Origin of the sequence: Amycolatopsis sp. DSM 110486 (genome assembly GCF_019468465.1) — a bacterium.
Lineage (GTDB): Bacteria > Actinomycetota > Actinomycetes > Mycobacteriales > Pseudonocardiaceae > Amycolatopsis.
This window is the reverse complement of sequence record NZ_CP080519.1, coordinates 5,959,351-5,975,211: the sequence shown is the minus strand read 5'-3', so window position 1 is coordinate 5,975,211 and position 15,861 is coordinate 5,959,351. Positions and strand designations below refer to the sequence as shown.

At 71.4% G+C, this 15,861-nt stretch carries 17 protein-coding genes; 9 read left to right on the top strand and 8 right to left on the bottom strand.

The window, feature by feature from the left end; translation table 11 throughout:
• Nucleotides 1-68: 68 nt before the first annotated feature.
• Nucleotides 69-1,061 (bottom strand): carbohydrate kinase family protein, encoded by a 993-nt coding sequence (locus K1T34_RS29030; RefSeq protein ID WP_220237942.1) that lies wholly within the window; start codon nucleotides 1,059-1,061, stop codon nucleotides 69-71.
• Nucleotides 1,062-1,206: 145 nt separating this feature from the next.
• On the opposite strand from K1T34_RS29030, the gene K1T34_RS29025 reads away from it, so the two are divergent.
• Entirely contained in the window at nucleotides 1,207-1,389 is a 183-nt protein-coding gene (locus tag K1T34_RS29025; protein ID WP_220237941.1) for a hypothetical protein, read from the top strand.
• A gap of 113 nt (nucleotides 1,390-1,502) precedes the next feature.
• Here the strand turns inward: K1T34_RS29025 and K1T34_RS29020 are convergent, their stop codons facing one another.
• On the bottom strand, nucleotides 1,503-1,880 hold the full coding sequence (locus K1T34_RS29020; RefSeq protein ID WP_220237940.1) for an iron-sulfur cluster assembly accessory protein: 378 nt from the start codon (nucleotides 1,878-1,880) through the stop codon (nucleotides 1,503-1,505).
• 145 nt (nucleotides 1,881-2,025) lie between these two features.
• Here K1T34_RS29020 and K1T34_RS29015 point away from each other — a divergent pair, with 145 nt between their 5' ends.
• Both K1T34_RS29015 and K1T34_RS29010 read left to right on the top strand, forming a co-directional pair.
• Complete coding sequence (locus K1T34_RS29015; protein WP_220237939.1) at nucleotides 2,026-2,673, top strand: DUF3043 domain-containing protein; 648 nt, start codon at nucleotides 2,026-2,028, stop codon at nucleotides 2,671-2,673.
• A 192-nt stretch (nucleotides 2,674-2,865) separates the two neighbouring features.
• On the top strand, nucleotides 2,866-3,861 hold the full coding sequence (locus K1T34_RS29010) for an aldo/keto reductase family protein (RefSeq protein ID WP_220237938.1): 996 nt from the start codon (nucleotides 2,866-2,868) through the stop codon (nucleotides 3,859-3,861).
• A gap of 36 nt (nucleotides 3,862-3,897) precedes the next feature.
• On the opposite strand, the gene K1T34_RS29005 is transcribed toward K1T34_RS29010, so the two are convergent.
• Entirely contained in the window at nucleotides 3,898-4,587 is a 690-nt protein-coding gene (locus tag K1T34_RS29005; protein ID WP_220237937.1) for a 2-C-methyl-D-erythritol 4-phosphate cytidylyltransferase, read from the bottom strand.
• Nucleotides 4,588-4,598: 11 nt separating this feature from the next.
• Nucleotides 4,599-5,168: a dihydrofolate reductase family protein gene (locus K1T34_RS29000; protein WP_220237936.1), complete on the bottom strand. Its 570-nt coding sequence runs from the start codon at nucleotides 5,166-5,168 to the stop codon at nucleotides 4,599-4,601.
• Nucleotides 5,169-5,320: 152 nt separating this feature from the next.
• Here K1T34_RS29000 and cobT point away from each other — a divergent pair, with 152 nt between their 5' ends.
• Nucleotides 5,321-6,400, top strand: coding sequence for a nicotinate-nucleotide--dimethylbenzimidazole phosphoribosyltransferase (gene cobT / locus K1T34_RS28995; RefSeq protein ID WP_220237935.1), 1,080 nt, complete (start codon nucleotides 5,321-5,323; stop codon nucleotides 6,398-6,400).
• Between the two features lie 63 nt (nucleotides 6,401-6,463).
• On the opposite strand, the gene K1T34_RS28990 is transcribed toward cobT, so the two are convergent.
• Nucleotides 6,464-7,567 (bottom strand): branched-chain amino acid aminotransferase, encoded by a 1,104-nt coding sequence (locus K1T34_RS28990; protein WP_220237934.1) that lies wholly within the window; start codon nucleotides 7,565-7,567, stop codon nucleotides 6,464-6,466.
• Between the two features lie 112 nt (nucleotides 7,568-7,679).
• Here K1T34_RS28990 and K1T34_RS28985 point away from each other — a divergent pair, with 112 nt between their 5' ends.
• Nucleotides 7,680-7,985 (top strand): SoxR reducing system RseC family protein, encoded by a 306-nt coding sequence (locus tag K1T34_RS28985; protein ID WP_220237933.1) that lies wholly within the window; start codon nucleotides 7,680-7,682, stop codon nucleotides 7,983-7,985.
• A 15-nt stretch (nucleotides 7,986-8,000) separates the two neighbouring features.
• Here the strand turns inward: K1T34_RS28985 and K1T34_RS28980 are convergent, their stop codons facing one another.
• Together K1T34_RS28980 and K1T34_RS28975 are read right to left on the bottom strand one after the other, a co-directional pair.
• Nucleotides 8,001-8,633, bottom strand: a complete 633-nt coding sequence (locus tag K1T34_RS28980) for a DUF402 domain-containing protein (RefSeq protein WP_220237932.1) — start codon at nucleotides 8,631-8,633, stop codon at nucleotides 8,001-8,003.
• On the bottom strand, nucleotides 8,620-9,477 hold the full coding sequence (locus K1T34_RS28975; protein ID WP_220237931.1) for a sulfatase: 858 nt from the start codon (nucleotides 9,475-9,477) through the stop codon (nucleotides 8,620-8,622). Before K1T34_RS28975 ends, K1T34_RS28980 begins: the two co-directional genes overlap by 14 nt.
• Before the next feature lie 102 nt (nucleotides 9,478-9,579).
• On the opposite strand from K1T34_RS28975, the gene K1T34_RS28970 reads away from it, so the two are divergent.
• Together K1T34_RS28970 and K1T34_RS28965 are read left to right on the top strand one after the other, a co-directional pair.
• Entirely contained in the window at nucleotides 9,580-11,082 is a 1,503-nt protein-coding gene (locus K1T34_RS28970) for a leucyl aminopeptidase (RefSeq protein WP_220237930.1), read from the top strand.
• A 68-nt stretch (nucleotides 11,083-11,150) separates the two neighbouring features.
• Nucleotides 11,151-12,119, top strand: coding sequence for an SMI1/KNR4 family protein (locus K1T34_RS28965; RefSeq protein ID WP_220237929.1), 969 nt, complete (start codon nucleotides 11,151-11,153; stop codon nucleotides 12,117-12,119).
• Here the strand turns inward: K1T34_RS28965 and K1T34_RS28960 are convergent.
• A complete protein-coding gene (locus K1T34_RS28960; protein WP_220237928.1) occupies nucleotides 12,116-12,460 on the bottom strand; it encodes an oxidoreductase in 345 nt (114 codons plus the stop codon). The genes K1T34_RS28965 and K1T34_RS28960 overlap by 4 nt on opposite strands.
• A 182-nt stretch (nucleotides 12,461-12,642) precedes the next feature.
• Here K1T34_RS28960 and lpdA point away from each other — a divergent pair, with 182 nt between their 5' ends.
• Complete coding sequence (gene lpdA, locus K1T34_RS28955) at nucleotides 12,643-14,016, top strand: dihydrolipoyl dehydrogenase (RefSeq protein ID WP_220237927.1); 1,374 nt, start codon at nucleotides 12,643-12,645, stop codon at nucleotides 14,014-14,016.
• A gap of 56 nt (nucleotides 14,017-14,072) precedes the next feature.
• A complete protein-coding gene (gene sucB, locus K1T34_RS28950; RefSeq protein ID WP_220237926.1) occupies nucleotides 14,073-15,848 on the top strand; it encodes a 2-oxoglutarate dehydrogenase, E2 component, dihydrolipoamide succinyltransferase in 1,776 nt (591 codons plus the stop codon).
• Nucleotides 15,849-15,861: the final 13 nt, after the last annotated feature.

Here is a 15,861-nt window from a genome sequence, read left to right as displayed (position 1 = left end):
GGACCCGCTGATACGAGAGTGGCCGCCCTGCGCATCCGGGGGCGGCCACTCTCGTGTTGCGCGGGACGTCAGGCGGCGGGCAGCACCGTGGCGATCTCGTCCGCCGCTTCCGGGCCGAACGCGTCGCCGAGGCGGGCCAGGGCGTCGGTGCGGTCGAAGATCCACTCCTGCGTGCCGACGGTCTCCAGGACCAGCACGGCGATGAGCGAGCCGAGCTGCGCGGCGCGCTCCAGCTCCAGGCCGCCTTCGAGCGCGGCGAGGAAGCCGGCGCGGAAGCCGTCGCCGACGCCCGTCGGATCGGCCTTGCCGCGCTCCGGGACGGCGCCGATCTGCAGGGCGAGGCCGTCGCGGCCGATGATCTCCACGCCCTTCTCGCCCAGCGTCGTGATGCGCATGCCCACGCGCTCCAGCACGTCGGCCTCGGTCCAGCCCGACTTCTGGAGCAGCAGCTCCCACTCGTAGTCGTTGCTGAACAGATACTTGGCGCCCGCGATGAAGTCGCGCACCTGGGCGCCGTCCATGCGGGCCAGCTGCTGCGAGGGGTCGACGGCGAAGGTGTAGCCGCGCTGGCGGCACTCCTGCGCGTGGCGGACCATGCCCTCGGGGTCGTCCGGGCTGATCAGCACGAGGCTCAGCTCGCCGGTGCGGTCGGCGATGGGCTTGAGCTCGATGTTGCGCGACTCGGCCATGGCGCCGGCGTAGAACGTCGCGATCTGGCACAGGTCCTCGTCGGTGGTGCACACGAACCGCGCGGTGTGCGCGACCTCGGACACCAGCACCCCGGAGGTGTCCACGCCATGGCGCTCCAGCCACGACGCGTAATCGGCCCAGTCGGAGCCCACGGCACCCACGAGCACGGGGTTCACGCCCAGCACGCCGAGGCCGAACGCGATGTTGGCGCCGATGCCGCCGCGGCGGACGACGAGGTCGTCGGCCAGGAAGCTCAGGGACACCCGGTGGAGCTGTTCCTTCACGAGCTGCTCGGCGAACCTGCCGGGGAAGTGCATCAGGTGATCGGTTGCGATGCTGCCGGACACGGCGATCCTGGCCTTGTCTGCCACCGGTTCTCCTCTGGCTGTCGTGTGCGTGCGACTCTGGCGTGGTTACCCGCAGGTCATGACCCGTCCGGGTAGTTCCCGCGCCTCGGCCGACACTACCGGCTGGTACCGCTTTCCCAGTCGCTGAAGGATCAATAGCGTTACGGAAGTGAACACGGCCACTGAACCGGAAGACCTCGGCGAGCTCATCGCCGACTGCGCCCACATCCCGTCCGCGCTCCGCAGCGAGGGACTCACGACCGACCGGATGCCGCACCCGCGGGCCGCGCGGCCGTGGCAGGTCGACGACGCCTGCCACGCGCAGGTCGCCGACCTCGACGCCTACGTCTGAGGCCCCGGCACCCCGCCTTCGAGCACGAAGAAGGGCCCCGGCCGAGTCGGCTGGGGCCCTTCTTCGTGTCTCTGCTTGCTGACTGATCTGTGCTTGCTGACCGAGCGCGCGGCTCAGTGGAAGCTGTCACCGCACGCGCACGAGCCGGTCGCGTTCGGGTTGTCGATCGTGAAGCCCTGCTTCTCGATCGAGTCGACGAAGTCGATCACAGCCTCGGACACGTACGGAGCGCTCATCCGGTCGACCGCCACGCGCAGACCGTCGAAGTCGCGGAAGAGGTCACCGTCGAGCTCGCGCTCGTCGAAGAACAGCTGGTAGCGCAGACCCGCGCAGCCACCGGGCTGGACGGCGATGCGCAGGTGCATGTCGTCGCGGCCCTCCTGCTCGAGCAGGGCCTTCGCCTTGACCGCCGCGGCGTCGGTCAAGGTCACGCCGTGGGTCTCCTCGGCGGTCTCGGCCTGCGCCGCACCGGTCTGCTCAGCGGTCGTCATGGCACTCCCTCTAGGTCGAACTCACTGCGGGTACTTGTCGTCCGAAAAAGTTCAACTCTCCGGGTACCCGATCTGTTCCCCCTCCATCGTCGCACATCGCACGACCTGCCGAACATCGTCGTGACGCCTGCAATACCCTGGTGAGGTGAGGTTCCTGCGCCGAAGCACCACCAAGACCCCCGCCGACGACGTCGACGCCGACGTCGTCGACCCCGCGTCGACCACCGGGAAGGCGTATACGCCGGGCAAAGGCCGGGCGACACCGTCGCGGCGGGAAGCGGAAGGGCGCAAGCGTGGACCGGTCGCCCCGCCGCCCACCAGCATGCGCGAGGCGATGAAGCGCAACAAGCAGCTCCGCAAGGAGAACCCGGTCAGCAAGGACGACCGCCGGGCTGCCGCCAAAGAGCGCCGCGAACGCATGATGTCGGGTGACGACAAGTACCTGCCCGTGCGCGACCGCGGCCCGGTCAAGGCGTATGTGCGCGACCTCGTGGACTCCCGCCGCAACATCCTGGGCCTGTTCATGCCGCTCGCGATCCTCGTGTTCCTCGCGCTGCTGATCCCGGTGCCCGCGGCGCAGCAGTACATCACCCTCATCTGCATGGCGATGCTGCTGGTCATGGCCATCGAGGGCGTGGTCAACGGCCGCAAGATCTCCCGCCTGGCCCGCGAGCGGTTCCCGAAGGAGCCCACCCGCGGCGTCGGCTGGTACGCCTTCGTGCGCGCGAGCCAGATCCGCAAGCTGCGGGTCCCGAAGCCGCGCCTGCGCCCGGGCGACCCGATCCCCGGCTGAGCGCTTTCGTGACGGCCGCCACACCTTCGCAGGTGAGGCGGCCGTTGTCGTATCCGGCTATCTGCCGGCGAGTACCCGGTGAGCGCTGTGAACGCACCTTGAACGGCGGGGCCGACCACCCGTGAGCACCACCACTGCCCGATCGGGGAGGTTCGTTAGCAAGGCGAACAACCTCCGCCTAGGCTGAGCGGCATGGAGTTTCGACGACTCGGCCGCAGCGGCCTCAACATCAGTGAGATCTCCTACGGCAACTGGCTCACCCACGGGTCCCAGGTCGAAGAGGAGCAGGCCCAGGCCTGCATCAAGGCGGCGCTCGACGCCGGCATCACGACCTTCGACACGGCCGACGTGTACGCCAACACGGCGGCGGAGTCCGTGCTCGGGCGGGGCCTGAAGGGCCAGCGCCGAGAGAGCCTCGAGATCTTCACGAAGGTGTTCTGGCCCACCGGGCCGAAGGGCCAGAACGACAAGGGCCTCTCGCGCAAGCACATCATGGAGTCGGCCACCGCGTCCCTGCAGCGGCTCGGCACCGACTACCTCGACCTCTACCAGGCGCACCGCTTCGACCACGGCACCCCGCTGGAAGAGACGATGCTCGCCTTCTCCGACCTGGTCCGCCAGGGCAAGGTGCTCTACGTGGGCGTCTCGGAGTGGTCGGCCGACCAGATCACGCAGGGCGCGGCGCTCGCGCGTGAGCTGAAGGTGCCGTTCATCTCCAACCAGCCGCAGTACTCGATGCTGTGGCGCGTCATCGAGTCGCAGGTCGTGCCGGCGTCCGAGCGCGAGGGGCTGAGCCAGATCGTCTGGTCGCCGATCGCGCAGGGCGTGCTCACCGGAAAGTACAAGGCGGGCCAGCCCCTGCCGGAGGGTTCGCGCGCGACCGACGAGAACGGCGGCGCGAACATGGTCAAGCGTTTCCTCAACGACGAGACGCTGACCGCGGTCGCCAAGCTGGAGCCGCTGGCCGCGCAGGCCGGGCTGACCATGGCGCAGCTGGCCGTGGCGTGGGTCCTGCAGAACCCGAACGTCGCCTCGGCGATCATCGGCGCCTCCCGCCCGGAGCAGGTGCACGAGAACGTCAAGGCCGCCGGCGTGAAGCTGGACGAGGACCTGATGACGGCGATCGACGAGGCTCTCGAGTCCGTCGTCGAGCGCGACGCGACACTGACCCGCAGCCCGGCGCTGTGATCTCCGCCGCTGAGCGGGCACGGGCCAGGCGTCCGCTCAGCGGGAGAGCAACCGCTCGGCCACCGCGAGGTCGTGCGGGTAGGTGATCTTCAGGTTCTCCGCGCCGCCGGGCACCCAGTGCACCGGCAGCGCGGAGAACCGTTCCATGCACGAAGCCGTGTCCGTGCCCAGGAAGCCCTCGGTTTCGGCCTGTTCGTAGGCCGCCAGCAGCGGCGCGGCGCGGAAGCCCTGCGGCGTCTGCACGCGGATCGCGCCCGGCAGCGGCGCGGCGACCGAACCGTCGGCGGCCATCGAGACCACGTCGTCGGCGGCCAGCCCCGGCACGGCGCCGCCGAACTCGCGGGTCCTGGCGAGGACGTCGCCGATCAGCGCCGGAGTCGCAAGCGGGCGGGCGGCGTCGTGGATCAGCACGGCGTCGACGGCGCCCGACTCGATGCGCGGGGCGAGGTGGCGCAGGGCATTCAGCTCGGACCCTTGCCGCGTCGCACCGCCGGTGACGACCTCGACCTTCCCCGGGTGCGCGGCCAGCACCTCGTCGGCCAGCTCGGTGTCCTGCTCGCGGATCACGAGCACCAGCACGCCGACCTCGGGCACCGCGGCGAACGCCGCCAGCGACCACGCCACGACGCGGCGGCCCGCCATCGGCAGGTACACCTTGTTGAGCGCCGCGCCGACCCTCGTGCCGGCGCCGCTGGCCAGCACGACCCCTGCCGCTGTCGTCTCCACGGTCGGCGACCCTACTGGGCCGCGTTCGCCGGGGTGTAGCTGAGGATCACCATCCCGTTGCCGAACACTTCGCTGCCGTTGAACGTGAAGTTCGCCTTCGCGGTGTCGCGGTAAAGCAGCTCGTCGGGCTTGGCCGCACCGGAGATCACGGGGTGCAGCCACACGCGCAGCTCGTCGAGCAGGCCGTTGGCCAGCAGCAGCCGCGTGACGTCGCCGAAGCCGTACTGCAGGATGTCGCGGTCGGTGCGCTCCTTGACCTCGCGCACCGCGGCCACGGCGTCGCCACCGGCACCGCCGAGCACGTGGCTGTTCGTCCACTGGGGATCGGTCAGCGACGAGGAGACGACGTACTTGTCGATCGAGTTCATCCGGTCGGCGAACAGGTCGGTGCCGCCCCGCTGTGGCCACGCGGCGGAGAACCCGTCGTAGGTCTTGCGGCCCATGATGAGCGCGTCGCTGCGGTCGAGCTGGGCCTGCGCGGCGGCGGTGGCCTCCTCACTGAAGTAGTCCCAGTGCCAGGCGGCCATGTTGGTGATGTCGCCGTCGAGCGTCATGAACGTGGCGTTGACGATCCTGCCCATCGGGGGCTCCCCTCCGTCCGGTTCCGCCCACGCTGGGCGGCTCTCGAAGACGCGTCGAACGGTACCGCCGCGGTTCGACACGGTCGCGGAAGTTTTTTCTCCGGCGGCCGGTAGGTTGACCCGTGAGGACTCCCGCGAGAGAAAGGCCTGGCGTGGACGCGGACACCAGCATCGAGTTCGGCGAGATCGAACCACCCAGCGACCAGGCCCGGTCGGCGGCGATCGCCCTGCACGGCAAGCTCGTGAAGCCCGCGGGGTCGCTGGGGCGGCTCGAGGAGCTCGGCGTGTGGATCTCGTCGTGCCAGGGCCAGGCGCCGCCGCGGCCGTTCACGCGGCCCCGGGTCGTGGTGTTCGCCGGCGACCACGGCATCGCGAAGAAGGGCGTGTCCGCGTATCCGGCGGAGGTCACGTCGCAGCTCGTCGGCACGATGCTGACCGGCGGCGCGGCCATCAACGTGCTCGCCGCCGCGGCCGGCGCCAGCGTGCGCGTGGTCGACATGGCCGTGGACACCGAAGAGTCGGCCATGCGCTCCATCGGCGAGTACAAGGTCCGGCGCGGCTCCGGCTCGATCGACGTCGAGGACGCCCTCACCGACGACGAGGTGCGCGCAGCCGTGCTGGCCGGCATCAAGGTCGCCGACGCCGAGGTGGACGGCGGCGCCGACCTCCTCATCGCGGGCGACCTGGGCATCGGCAACAGCACCCCGGCGTCCGTGCTGGTCGCCGCGCTCACCGGCACCGAGCCCGTGGCCGTGGTCGGGCGCGGTTCGGGCATCGACGACAACGCGTGGATGCGCAAAGCCACCGCCGTGCGCGACGCGCTGCGCCGCGCCCGCGTGGTCCTCGCCGACCCGCTGGCCCTGCTGCGCACCTCCAGCGGCGCCGACATCGCCGCCATGGCAGGTTTCCTGGCCCAGGCGGCCGTCCGCCGTACCCCGGTCGTCCTCGACAGTCTCGTCGTCTGCGCGGCGGCGATGGTGGCCGAGGAGCTCGCGCCCGGTGCGCGCCGCTGGTGGATGTCCGGCCAGCTCACCGGCGAGCCCGCCCACGCCCTCGCGCTGGAGCACCTCGACCTCGGCGCGCTGCTCGACCTCGACGTCCGCCTCGGCGAGGGCACCGGCGCCGTCACCGCGCTGCCGCTGCTGATGATGGCCGCGCGCGTGCTCGCGGAGATGACCACGCACGAGCAGTCCGGGGTGTCCGGCCCGCTCACGCCGGTGCCGGCTTCCTGAAGCCAGTCAACGAAAAGGGCCGCCCGGGACGAACCCGGGCGGCCCTTTCGTGTCCACAGTGGATCAGATCAGCGGACGCATCCAGCCGTCCGGGAAAGCCAGGTCGCCTTCCTGCATGCCGACCAGTTCCTCCCGCAGCTTCATGGTGATCGGACCCGGCTGCCCGTCGCCGATCGTGAACTCGCCGCCGGCGTGCTTCACGTGCCCGACGGGCGTGATCACCGCCGCGGTGCCGCAGGCGAAGACCTCGGTCAGCTCGCCGGAGGCGGCGGCCTTCTCCCACTCGTCGGTGGAGATCCGGCGCTCCTCGACGCGGTGACCCGCCGTCTCGGCCAGCTGCAGCAACGACTTGCGCGTGATGCCCGGCAGCAGCGAGCCGGACAGCTCCGGCGTGACCACGCGGGCGTCGGAGCCCGAGCCGAAGACGAAGAACAGGTTCATCCCGCCCATCTCCTCGACCCAGCGGCGCTCCACGGCGTCGAGCCACACCACCTGGTCGCAGCCCTGTTCCACGGCCTGCGCCTGCGCGACGAACGACGCCGCGTAGTTGCCGGCGCACTTCGCCGCGCCGGTGCCGCCCGGCGCCGCCCGCACGTACTCCGTGGACAGCCACACGCTGACCGGCTTCACGCCACCGGCGAAGTACGAGCCGGCGGGCGAGGCGATGAGCGTGTACAGGTACTCGGTGGCCGGCTTGTTCACGCCTAGCCCGGTCGAGGTGGAGATCATGAACGGCCGCAGGTACAGCGAGTCGCCCTTGCGGGTCGGCACCCAGCGCTCGTCGACCGCGATCAGCTCGCGCAGCGACTCGAGGAAGACGTCCACGGGCAGCTGCGGCATCGCGAGGCGCTCGGCCGAGGCCTGGAAGCGCTCGGCGTTGGCCTCGGGCCGGAACGCGGCGACCGTGCCGTCGGCCTGGCGGTAGGCCTTGAGGCCTTCGAAGATCGCCTGCCCGTAGTGCAGCACCGACGTGGCCGGGTCGAGGGAGAACGGTTCGTACGGCCCGACCTTGGCGTCGTGCCAGCCGCGCTCCTCGCTCCAGCGCACCGTGACCATGTGGTCGGTGAAGTACAGACCGAACCCGGGCTTGTCGAGTACTTCGGCGACGCGCTCGGGAGTCGCGGGGTTCGGGTGCGGGACTCGGGAGAAGTGCGTCGCTGTCGTCATGGCCCAACTTTAGCGCTTGGTCGGAAGCGCGTTAGTCGGAAGACCGCCTGTTTCACGCGCCGCACACCCGCACGTTCGGTGCGTGAGACGCGGATGCCCTTACGATGGACAGGTGAGCTTCCCAGCGACCTCCCAGGGACGCCGACCCGCACAGCCGGGCGTCGGCCTCGACGTGAAGATCTTCGCGACCGCGGTGCTGCTGACGTTCGGCGTCGGCCTGCTCGGCATGGTGGGCTGGGCGCTGCTGGGCAGCGGGTTCGGCGCTGTCCTCGGCCTCGCCGCGGGCGGTTTCGGCGTCTACTGGTGGCGCAGCCTCCACGGCCAGGTGTTCGCGAGGGACCTGCCGACCCGGTCGGTGATCATCCTGCTCGTGGTGAACGTCGTGCTCGCCGCGATCCTGTTGCTCACCGCGACCTGAGCCACGGTCCGGGCGTCACAGCAGAGCGGCCGGCAGCTCCGGCGCGGGCCACGACAGGTCCGGCCGGAAGTCCGTGTGCGTGCCGTCGAACGGGAACGCGCCGGCGTCGGCCAATGCCCCGATCCGCTCCCCCTCCGCGCGCAGCCGGTCGAGCTGCTCGGCCGTGAGCCTGCCGACGGCGAGTGCTTCTTCGGCCTCGTCCTCGTCGTCCCAGCGCCAGCCGGTACCCGGTGTCACCACTACGTCGAGCACGCCGTCGATGCGGTCCGGGCCGCTCGCGGTGCGTCCGAGCGGAATCTCGAGATTCACGTACCAGTCGCGGAACGTGCCGTCCGGCTCGAAGAACCACCACACCGAGGACCACTGGCCCTCGGGAATCATCCGCAGCGTCGAAGTGCCGCGCCACGTGTCGGGCACCGGCACGCGCGGCACGCGGAAGCGCTCTTCCAGCGGGGCCTCGCCCATCGTGCGGCCGTCGGCGAGCCGGCTGCCGACGATCGGCGTGCCCATCGGGAGCCAGCCGAGCAGCACCTGCCCGTCGTCGGACACCACGCGCAAGGGGTGGTGCTGGCCGATGCTGCCGTCGGGCCGCAGGAACCGTTCGACGACGGTCTCCCCCGGCTCCCAGAGGTGATCACTCGCGGGCATGGGCGTCACGGTAGCGGCGGGCCCGCAGCACCAGTTCCAGTACGGTGCCGAGCCCGGCCACGACCAGCACCGCGTACGGCGTCGCGAACAGCGCCGCGGCCAGCGTGACGACGGCTCCCGCGGCGGCGAGCCAGCCCTTGTCCGGCGCGTACCGCTCGCGGGCGTCGGTGTACGTGGTGAGGGCAGCGGGGACCGTCGCGAGCACGACGACCACGGTGAGCAGCGGCTGCAGCTGACCCGCGTCGGCGGCGTAGAGGAGGTCGCGGATCGACGTGGCCGAAAGGCCGAGCCGGTCCGGGCCGAGCTGCACGAGCGCGACGATAGTGACCAGCACCGCGAGCCCGCCGAGCGTCAGCGCGCGAAGGGTGACGCGGTCCGCGGCGACCGGCAGCAGGAACGGCAGCGTGACCACCGCCGCCACGATGACCCCGGCGACGTCCGGCGCGGCGATCGGCGAGGACGTCACGACCGGGGCCACCACGGCGCACAGCACGATCAGCACCACCGCGGCGGCGATCAGCACGATCGTGAGCCAGCGGACCAAGGTGGCGGGCAGCCGCAGGCCGGCGAAATCGGCCACGGCGACCACGACCACGAGCCCGGCCGCCGCGTACGCGGGTTGCGCCGGGACGACATACGCGCCGAACACGATCGCCTGCACGGCCACCAGTGCCAGCCGCGTGATCCCGCCGGTCCAGCGCTCGACCTGCGTTTCGCCGAGCTCGGGCAGCCGGGCCGTGACACCGGCGGCGATCGCCGCGAGCACGACGCCCGCCAGCACCCAGTAGCCGGCCCCGGCGGCCCCCACCGCCAGCACCACGAGGAGCCCGCCCCCGAGTCGCACGATGGTCCCCTCCCGACGTCCGGCCGCGCTTGTCATTAGCATGGCTCACGATCCGTCCGGGCACGTCGCCCGGTACCACCGCGAACGCGCGAGGAGCCAGAAGTGACCGTGCCGAAGCTTGCCCTGTCCGAGAACACCGAGGCGGCGCTCGCCAAGACCCGCGCCGACGTGGTGGTGATCGGCACCCTCCAGGGCGAGGACGGCCCGGTGCTCGCCGCGGGCGCCGCGGTCGCCGACGCCGCGTTCGACGGCAAACTCGCCGAGGTGCTCGCCACGCTCGGCGCCACCGGCAAGGCCGAGCAGGTCGTGAAGCTGCCCACACTGGGCAAGCTCGCCGCCGGCGTCGTGCTGGCCGTGGGCCTGGGCAAGGCGACCGACGGTGCCGTGACGGCCGAGCAGGTCCGCCGCGCCGCCGGTGCAGCCGCGCGGGCGCTGGCCGGCACGGAGCGCGCGTTCGTCACGCTCTCCGCGCTCGACCTGCAGGCCGCCGTCGAAGGCACCGCGCTCGGCGCGTACACCTTCACCGAGTACCGCTCCGCGAAGGGCGACGCCCCGCTGGCCAAGGCCGACTTCGTCAGCCCGGAGGACGGCACCGCGCGCGAGCACAAGGCGACGCTGAAGGCCGCCAACGCCATCGCGGAGTCGGTGATCATCACCCGCGACCTGATCAACACCCCGCCCAACGACCTGTTCCCGGCCTCGTTCGCCGACCGGGCGAAGAAGCTCGCCGAGGACAACGGCCTCGACTTCGAGGTGCTCGATGAGAAGCAGCTCAAGCGCAAGGGCTTCGGCGGCATCCTGGGCGTCGGCGGCGGTTCCGAGCGTCCGCCGCGCCTGCTGCGCGTGGGCTGGAAGCCGGCCAAGGCGAGCAAGCGCGTGGCACTGGTCGGCAAGGGCATCACGTTCGACTCGGGCGGCATCTCGATCAAGCCGGCCGCGGGCATGGACCACATGACCTCGGACATGTCGGGTGCCGCCGCGGTGCTGGCGTCGGTCGTGCTGGCCGCGAAGCTGAAGTACCCGCTCGAGGTCACCGCGCACATCCCGCTGGCGGAGAACCTGCCCTCGGGCAGCTCCTACCGCCCGGGCGACGTCCTGACCATGTACGGCGGCAAGACCGTCGAGGTCCTCAACACCGACGCCGAGGGCCGTCTGGTCCTGGCCGACGCGATGGTGCGCGCCGCCGAGGAGAACCCCGACTACCTCATCGAGACCGCCACCCTCACCGGCGCGCAGGTGGTGGCGCTCGGCAACCGCACCGCCGGCGTGATGGGCTCCGACGAGTTCCGCGACCGCGTCGCGAGCATCATGCAGGCCACCGGCGAGGGTGGCTGGGCCATGCCGCTGCCCGAGGAGCTGCGCGCCGACCTCGACTCCCGCCTGGCCGACCTGGCCAACGTCACGGGCCACCGCTGGGGCGGCATGCTCGCGGCCGGCCTGTTCCTCAAGGAGTTCGTGGCCGAGGGCCTGCCGTGGGCCCACATCGACGTCGCGGGCCCCGCCTTCAACACCGGCGGCCCCTGGGGCTACACCGGCAAGGGCGGCACGGGCGTCCCCGTCCGCACCATCGCCGCCGTTCTGGCCGACATCGCCGACCGCGGCTGACCCGTTCTCGACGCCAGGCCCCTCACCGCACGCGGTGGGGGGCCTTCTTTTGTGGCACCCTCGCGACCATGGACCGTGACGCCTACCTCGAAGCCGCGATCCGCGACGTCCTCACCTCCGACGAGCCGACCCTCGACCGCCGCGTCGGGCACGCCGCTCTGCTGCTCGCCACAGCGGGCGCCGACGCCGACCGGCTCGTCACGCACTGGCGCGCGGTCACGGGCCGCCCGGTCACGCAGCTCGCCGACGACGCCGTGCGGGCGCGCGCGTGGGCGATGCTGTTCGAGGCGCGCGGCAACCGTCCACAGTGGGCGGACGAACTCATCCCCCTCGATCTCGACGCGGAAGAGTCGGCGCACCAAGCCTTCCTGACCCGCCGGGTGTCCGATCTGGACGGTGTCTTCGACGGCTCCCCCGTCGCGGGCGTCGTGTCCGCACTCGCCCCGGGCCGCCCCGACCGCGTGCGCACGGCCCTGGCGGAGGGCGACCTCGAGGCGTGGGCGGAGCTCGTTGCCCAGCACCCGGCCCCGGACGTCGCCGCCCTGGCCGCGACGCGCGCGCTGGCCTCACGGCTCGTCGCCGGCGCCGATCCGCTGGACCTCGGCTCGGAGTGGCCCGGCCAGTGCGCCGGCGCCCTGGTCGCCGCGCTGCGCGAGCGCTACCCGACGCAGCCGGACAGCTGGCCGGAGCTCGTCGCGGCGATCATGCGCGAACGCGGCCAGACGGCCCCGCCACCGGCGTCCGAAGGAGACCTCCAAGAGGCCGAACGCCGGCTCGCCACGGCATTGCCCGCCGACTACCGCGAGTTCCTCCGCACAACGAACGGCCTCCCCGACGACGTCACCTTCCCGCGCCTGCTGCCCGCGCACGAACTCCGCGCCGACAACGGAGTCGTCATCGTGTCCGACCCCGCACTCGTGCTGCTGACCGCGACCGGCCACGCCGTGGAGGTCGACCTCGCGTTCGGCAGTACCGCGCACCCGACATTCCGCGCGCTGCTCGAACACCACCTCGGTCTGCTCGAAGCCTGCCGCTAGACCTGGCCGCGCTTCTTCCGCTCCGTGTATTCACGCATGCGCTTGGGGTAGCCGACCCGCGACACCTCGTACACGGGAATCGACCGCTTCTCGCCGAAGTGCAGTGCCGCCTGGAGGCTGCCGATGCGCCGGCGGGTCCACTCGCCGTCGTGGGCGATGAGGACCACAGTGGCTTCCGTCACGGTGGTGCGGGGCTCGACGTACGCCTCCACGCCACGCCGCGACGCGGCCCATTCCTCCAGGTGACGGGTGTCTTCGGAGGTGGCCTTGCGCATCGTTCCCGGACGTCTGCCGCCTCGGCCTCGCCGACGCAGCGAGTCGAAGATCCCCACTCCGACCACCTCTCTTCCTGCAGGAGTACGAACTCCATTATTCCCACGATCAGGTGTGGTCGGTGTCGCACGGCCGGGTTGGTCGGCCGGATCGGCGTAGTGACAAGATGGCTGGTGTCGCGCGCGCGGTTATACCGGGGCTGCGCGACAACCGAGCTTCACCCCTACACCGCTGCCGAGGAGTTATTGAAGTGAGCGACACCTCCGCCGACCTTGTGATCCTGGGAGGCGGATCGGGCGGCTACGCCGCGGCTTTCCGCGCGGCCGAGCTGGGCCTTTCCGTCACGCTGATCGAGAAGGACAAGCTGGGCGGGACCTGCCTGCACCGTGGGTGCATCCCGACCAAGGCCCTGCTCCACGCCGCCGAAGTCGCCGACGAAACTCGCGAATCGGAGTCGGTCGGGGTCAAGGCCGTGTTCGAAGGCATCGACATCGCTGGGGTCAACAAGTACAAGGACGGCGTCGTCGCCCGCCTGTACAAGGGCCTCCAGGGTCTGGCCAAGGCCCACAAGGTCAACCTGGTCGAGGGCACCGGCACGTTCGTCGGTGGCACGACCGTCGAGGTCGAGGGCACCCGCTACACGGGCAAGAACGTCATCCTCGCCACCGGTTCGTACTCGCGGACCCTGCCCGGCCTGGAGCTCGGCGGCCGGATCATCGCCAGCGAGCAGGCGCTCGCGCTCGACTGGGTGCCGAAGAAGGTCGTGGTGCTCGGCGGCGGCGTGATCGGCGTGGAGTTCGCGAGCGTCTGGGCCTCCTTCGGCGTCGACGTCACCGTGGTCGAGGCTCTGCCGCGCCTGGTGCCCGCCGAGGACGAGTTCGCCTCCAAGCAGCTCGAGCGCGCGTTCCGCCGCCGCAAGATCGCCTTCAAGACCGGCGTGCGGTTCACCGGCGCGAAGCAGGACGACAACGGCGTGAGCGTTTCGCTGGAGTCCGGCGAGACCATCGACGCCGACCTGCTGCTGGTCGCCGTCGGCCGCGGCCCGAACTCCGCGGGCCACGGCTACGAGGAGGCCGGCGTCCAGATCGACCGCGGTTTCGTCCTCACCGACGACCGCCTGCGCACGAACCTGCCGAACGTCTACGCCGTCGGCGATATCGTGCCGGGACTGCAGCTGGCCCACCGCGGCTTCCAGCAGGGCATCTTCGTCGCCGAGGAGATCGCCGGGCTCGCCCCGCGCGTGATCGACGAGAAGGGCATCCCGCGCGTCACCTACTCGCACCCCGAGGTCGCCTCGGTCGGGCTCACCGAGTCGCAGGCCAAGGAGAAGTACGGCAACGACGTCACCACCTACACCTACGACCTCGGCGGCAACGGCAAGAGCCAGATCCTCAAGACCTCCGGTGGCGTGAAGCTGGTCAAGGCGCCCGACGGCCCGGTCGTCGGCGTGCACATGGTGGGCGACCGCGTCGGCGAGCTGATCGGCGAAGCGCAGCTCGTCTACAACTGGGAGGCGTTCCCGGAGGACGTCGCCCCCCTCATCCACGCGCACCCCACCCAGACCGAGGCCCTCGGTGAAGCGTTCCTCGCCCTCGCGGGCAAGCCGCTGCACGTGCACAGCTGACGTCTCACCAGCACAATCCAAGACACGACTTACAGATCAAGAGGAGTCAGCGAACGATGGCCTACTCCGTCACGTTGCCGGAGCTCGGTGAGAGCGTCACAGAAGGCACCGTCACCCGGTGGTTGAAGCAGGAAGGCGACACCGTCGCGGTCGACGAGCCGTTGCTCGAGATCTCCACCGACAAGGTCGACACCGAGGTCCCGTCCCCCGTGGCCGGCACCCTGGTGAAGATCAGCGCCGGTGAGGACGAGACCGTCGAGGTCGGCGGCGAGCTCGCGGTGATCGACGACGGCACCGGCGGCGTCCCCGCCGCTGCCGAGCCGCCCGCCGCGCCGGCGCAGGAAGCCGCTCCGGAACCGCAGGCGGCGCCCGAGCCGACGCCGGCGCCCGCCGCGCAGGCTCCTCAGGCCGAGGCCCCGTCGCGCCCGGACACCGCGCCGGCGTCGGGTGGCCAGGGCACCGAGGTGAAGCTGCCCGAGCTGGGCGAGAGCGTCACCGAGGGCACCGTGACCCGCTGGCTCAAGCAGGTCGGCGACCCGGTCGAGGTCGACGAGCCGCTGCTCGAGATCTCCACGGACAAGGTCGACACCGAGGTCCCGTCGCCGGTCGCCGGCACGGTGCTCGAGATCCGCGCCGGTGAGGACGAGACCGTCGAGGTCGGCGGGGTTCTCGCGGTGATCGGTGCCGCGGGTGCGGCTCCGGCCGCCGCCCCGGCGCCCGCCGCTCCGGCCCCGGCTGCCCCGGCTCCGGCCCCGGTTCAGGAGAGCAAGCCCGCTCCTGCCCCGGCGCCTGCCGCGCCCGTCCCGGCGGCTCCGGCTCCGGCCGCGGCTGCCCCGGCCGCCAAGGCCGAGGACAACGGTTCGGCCGACGGCCCGTACGTCACGCCGCTGGTGCGCAAGCTCGCGTCCGAGCACGACATCGACCTGGCGACGCTGACCGGCAGCGGTGTCGGCGGCCGCATCCGCAAGCAGGACGTGCTCGCGGCGGCCGAGGCCAAGCAGAAGGCGGCCACTCCGGCGCCCGCGGCTGCTGCCCCGGCCCCGGCCGCGCAGGCCCCGGCCGCGGCTGCCCCGTCGGCTCCGGCCGCGGTCTCGCCGGACATCGCCGCCCTGCGCGGCACGGTGCAGAAGGCCAGCCGGATCCGGCAGATCACGGCCACCAAGACCCGCGAGTCGCTGCAGATTTCCGCGCAGCTCACGCAGGTGCACGAGGTGGACGTGACGAAGATCGCCAAGCTGCGCCAGCGCGCGAAGGCGGCCTTCCGCGAGCGCGAGGGCGTGAACCTCACGTTCCTGCCGTTCTTCGCGAAGGCCACAGTCGAGGCGCTCAAGCAGCACCCGAACGTCAACGCGTCCTACAACGAGGACACGAAGGAGATCACCTACCACGGCGCCGTGCACCTGGGCATCGCGGTGGACACCGACCGCGGCCTGCTGTCGGTCGTGATCCACGACGCGGGTGAGCTGAGCCTGGCCGGTCTCGCGCACCGTATCGCCGACCTGGCGGCGCGGGCCCGGGCCAACCACATCAAGCCGGACGAGCTGACCGGTGGCACCTTCACCGTCACGAACATCGGCAGCAACGGCGCCCTGTTCGACACGCCGATCATCGTGCAGCCGCAGTCCGGCATGCTCGGCACCGGCGCCGTCGTGAAGCGCCCGGTCGTCGTGTCCGACGCCGAGGGCAATGACACGATCGCCGTCCGCTCGATGGTGTTCCTGCCGCTGACCTACGACCACCGCCTGGTCGACGGCGCCGACGCCGGCCGCTTCCTCACGACGATCAAGCAGCGTCTGGAAGAGGGCAAGTTCGAGGACGAGCTCGGCCTCTGACGCGATTGCCGGT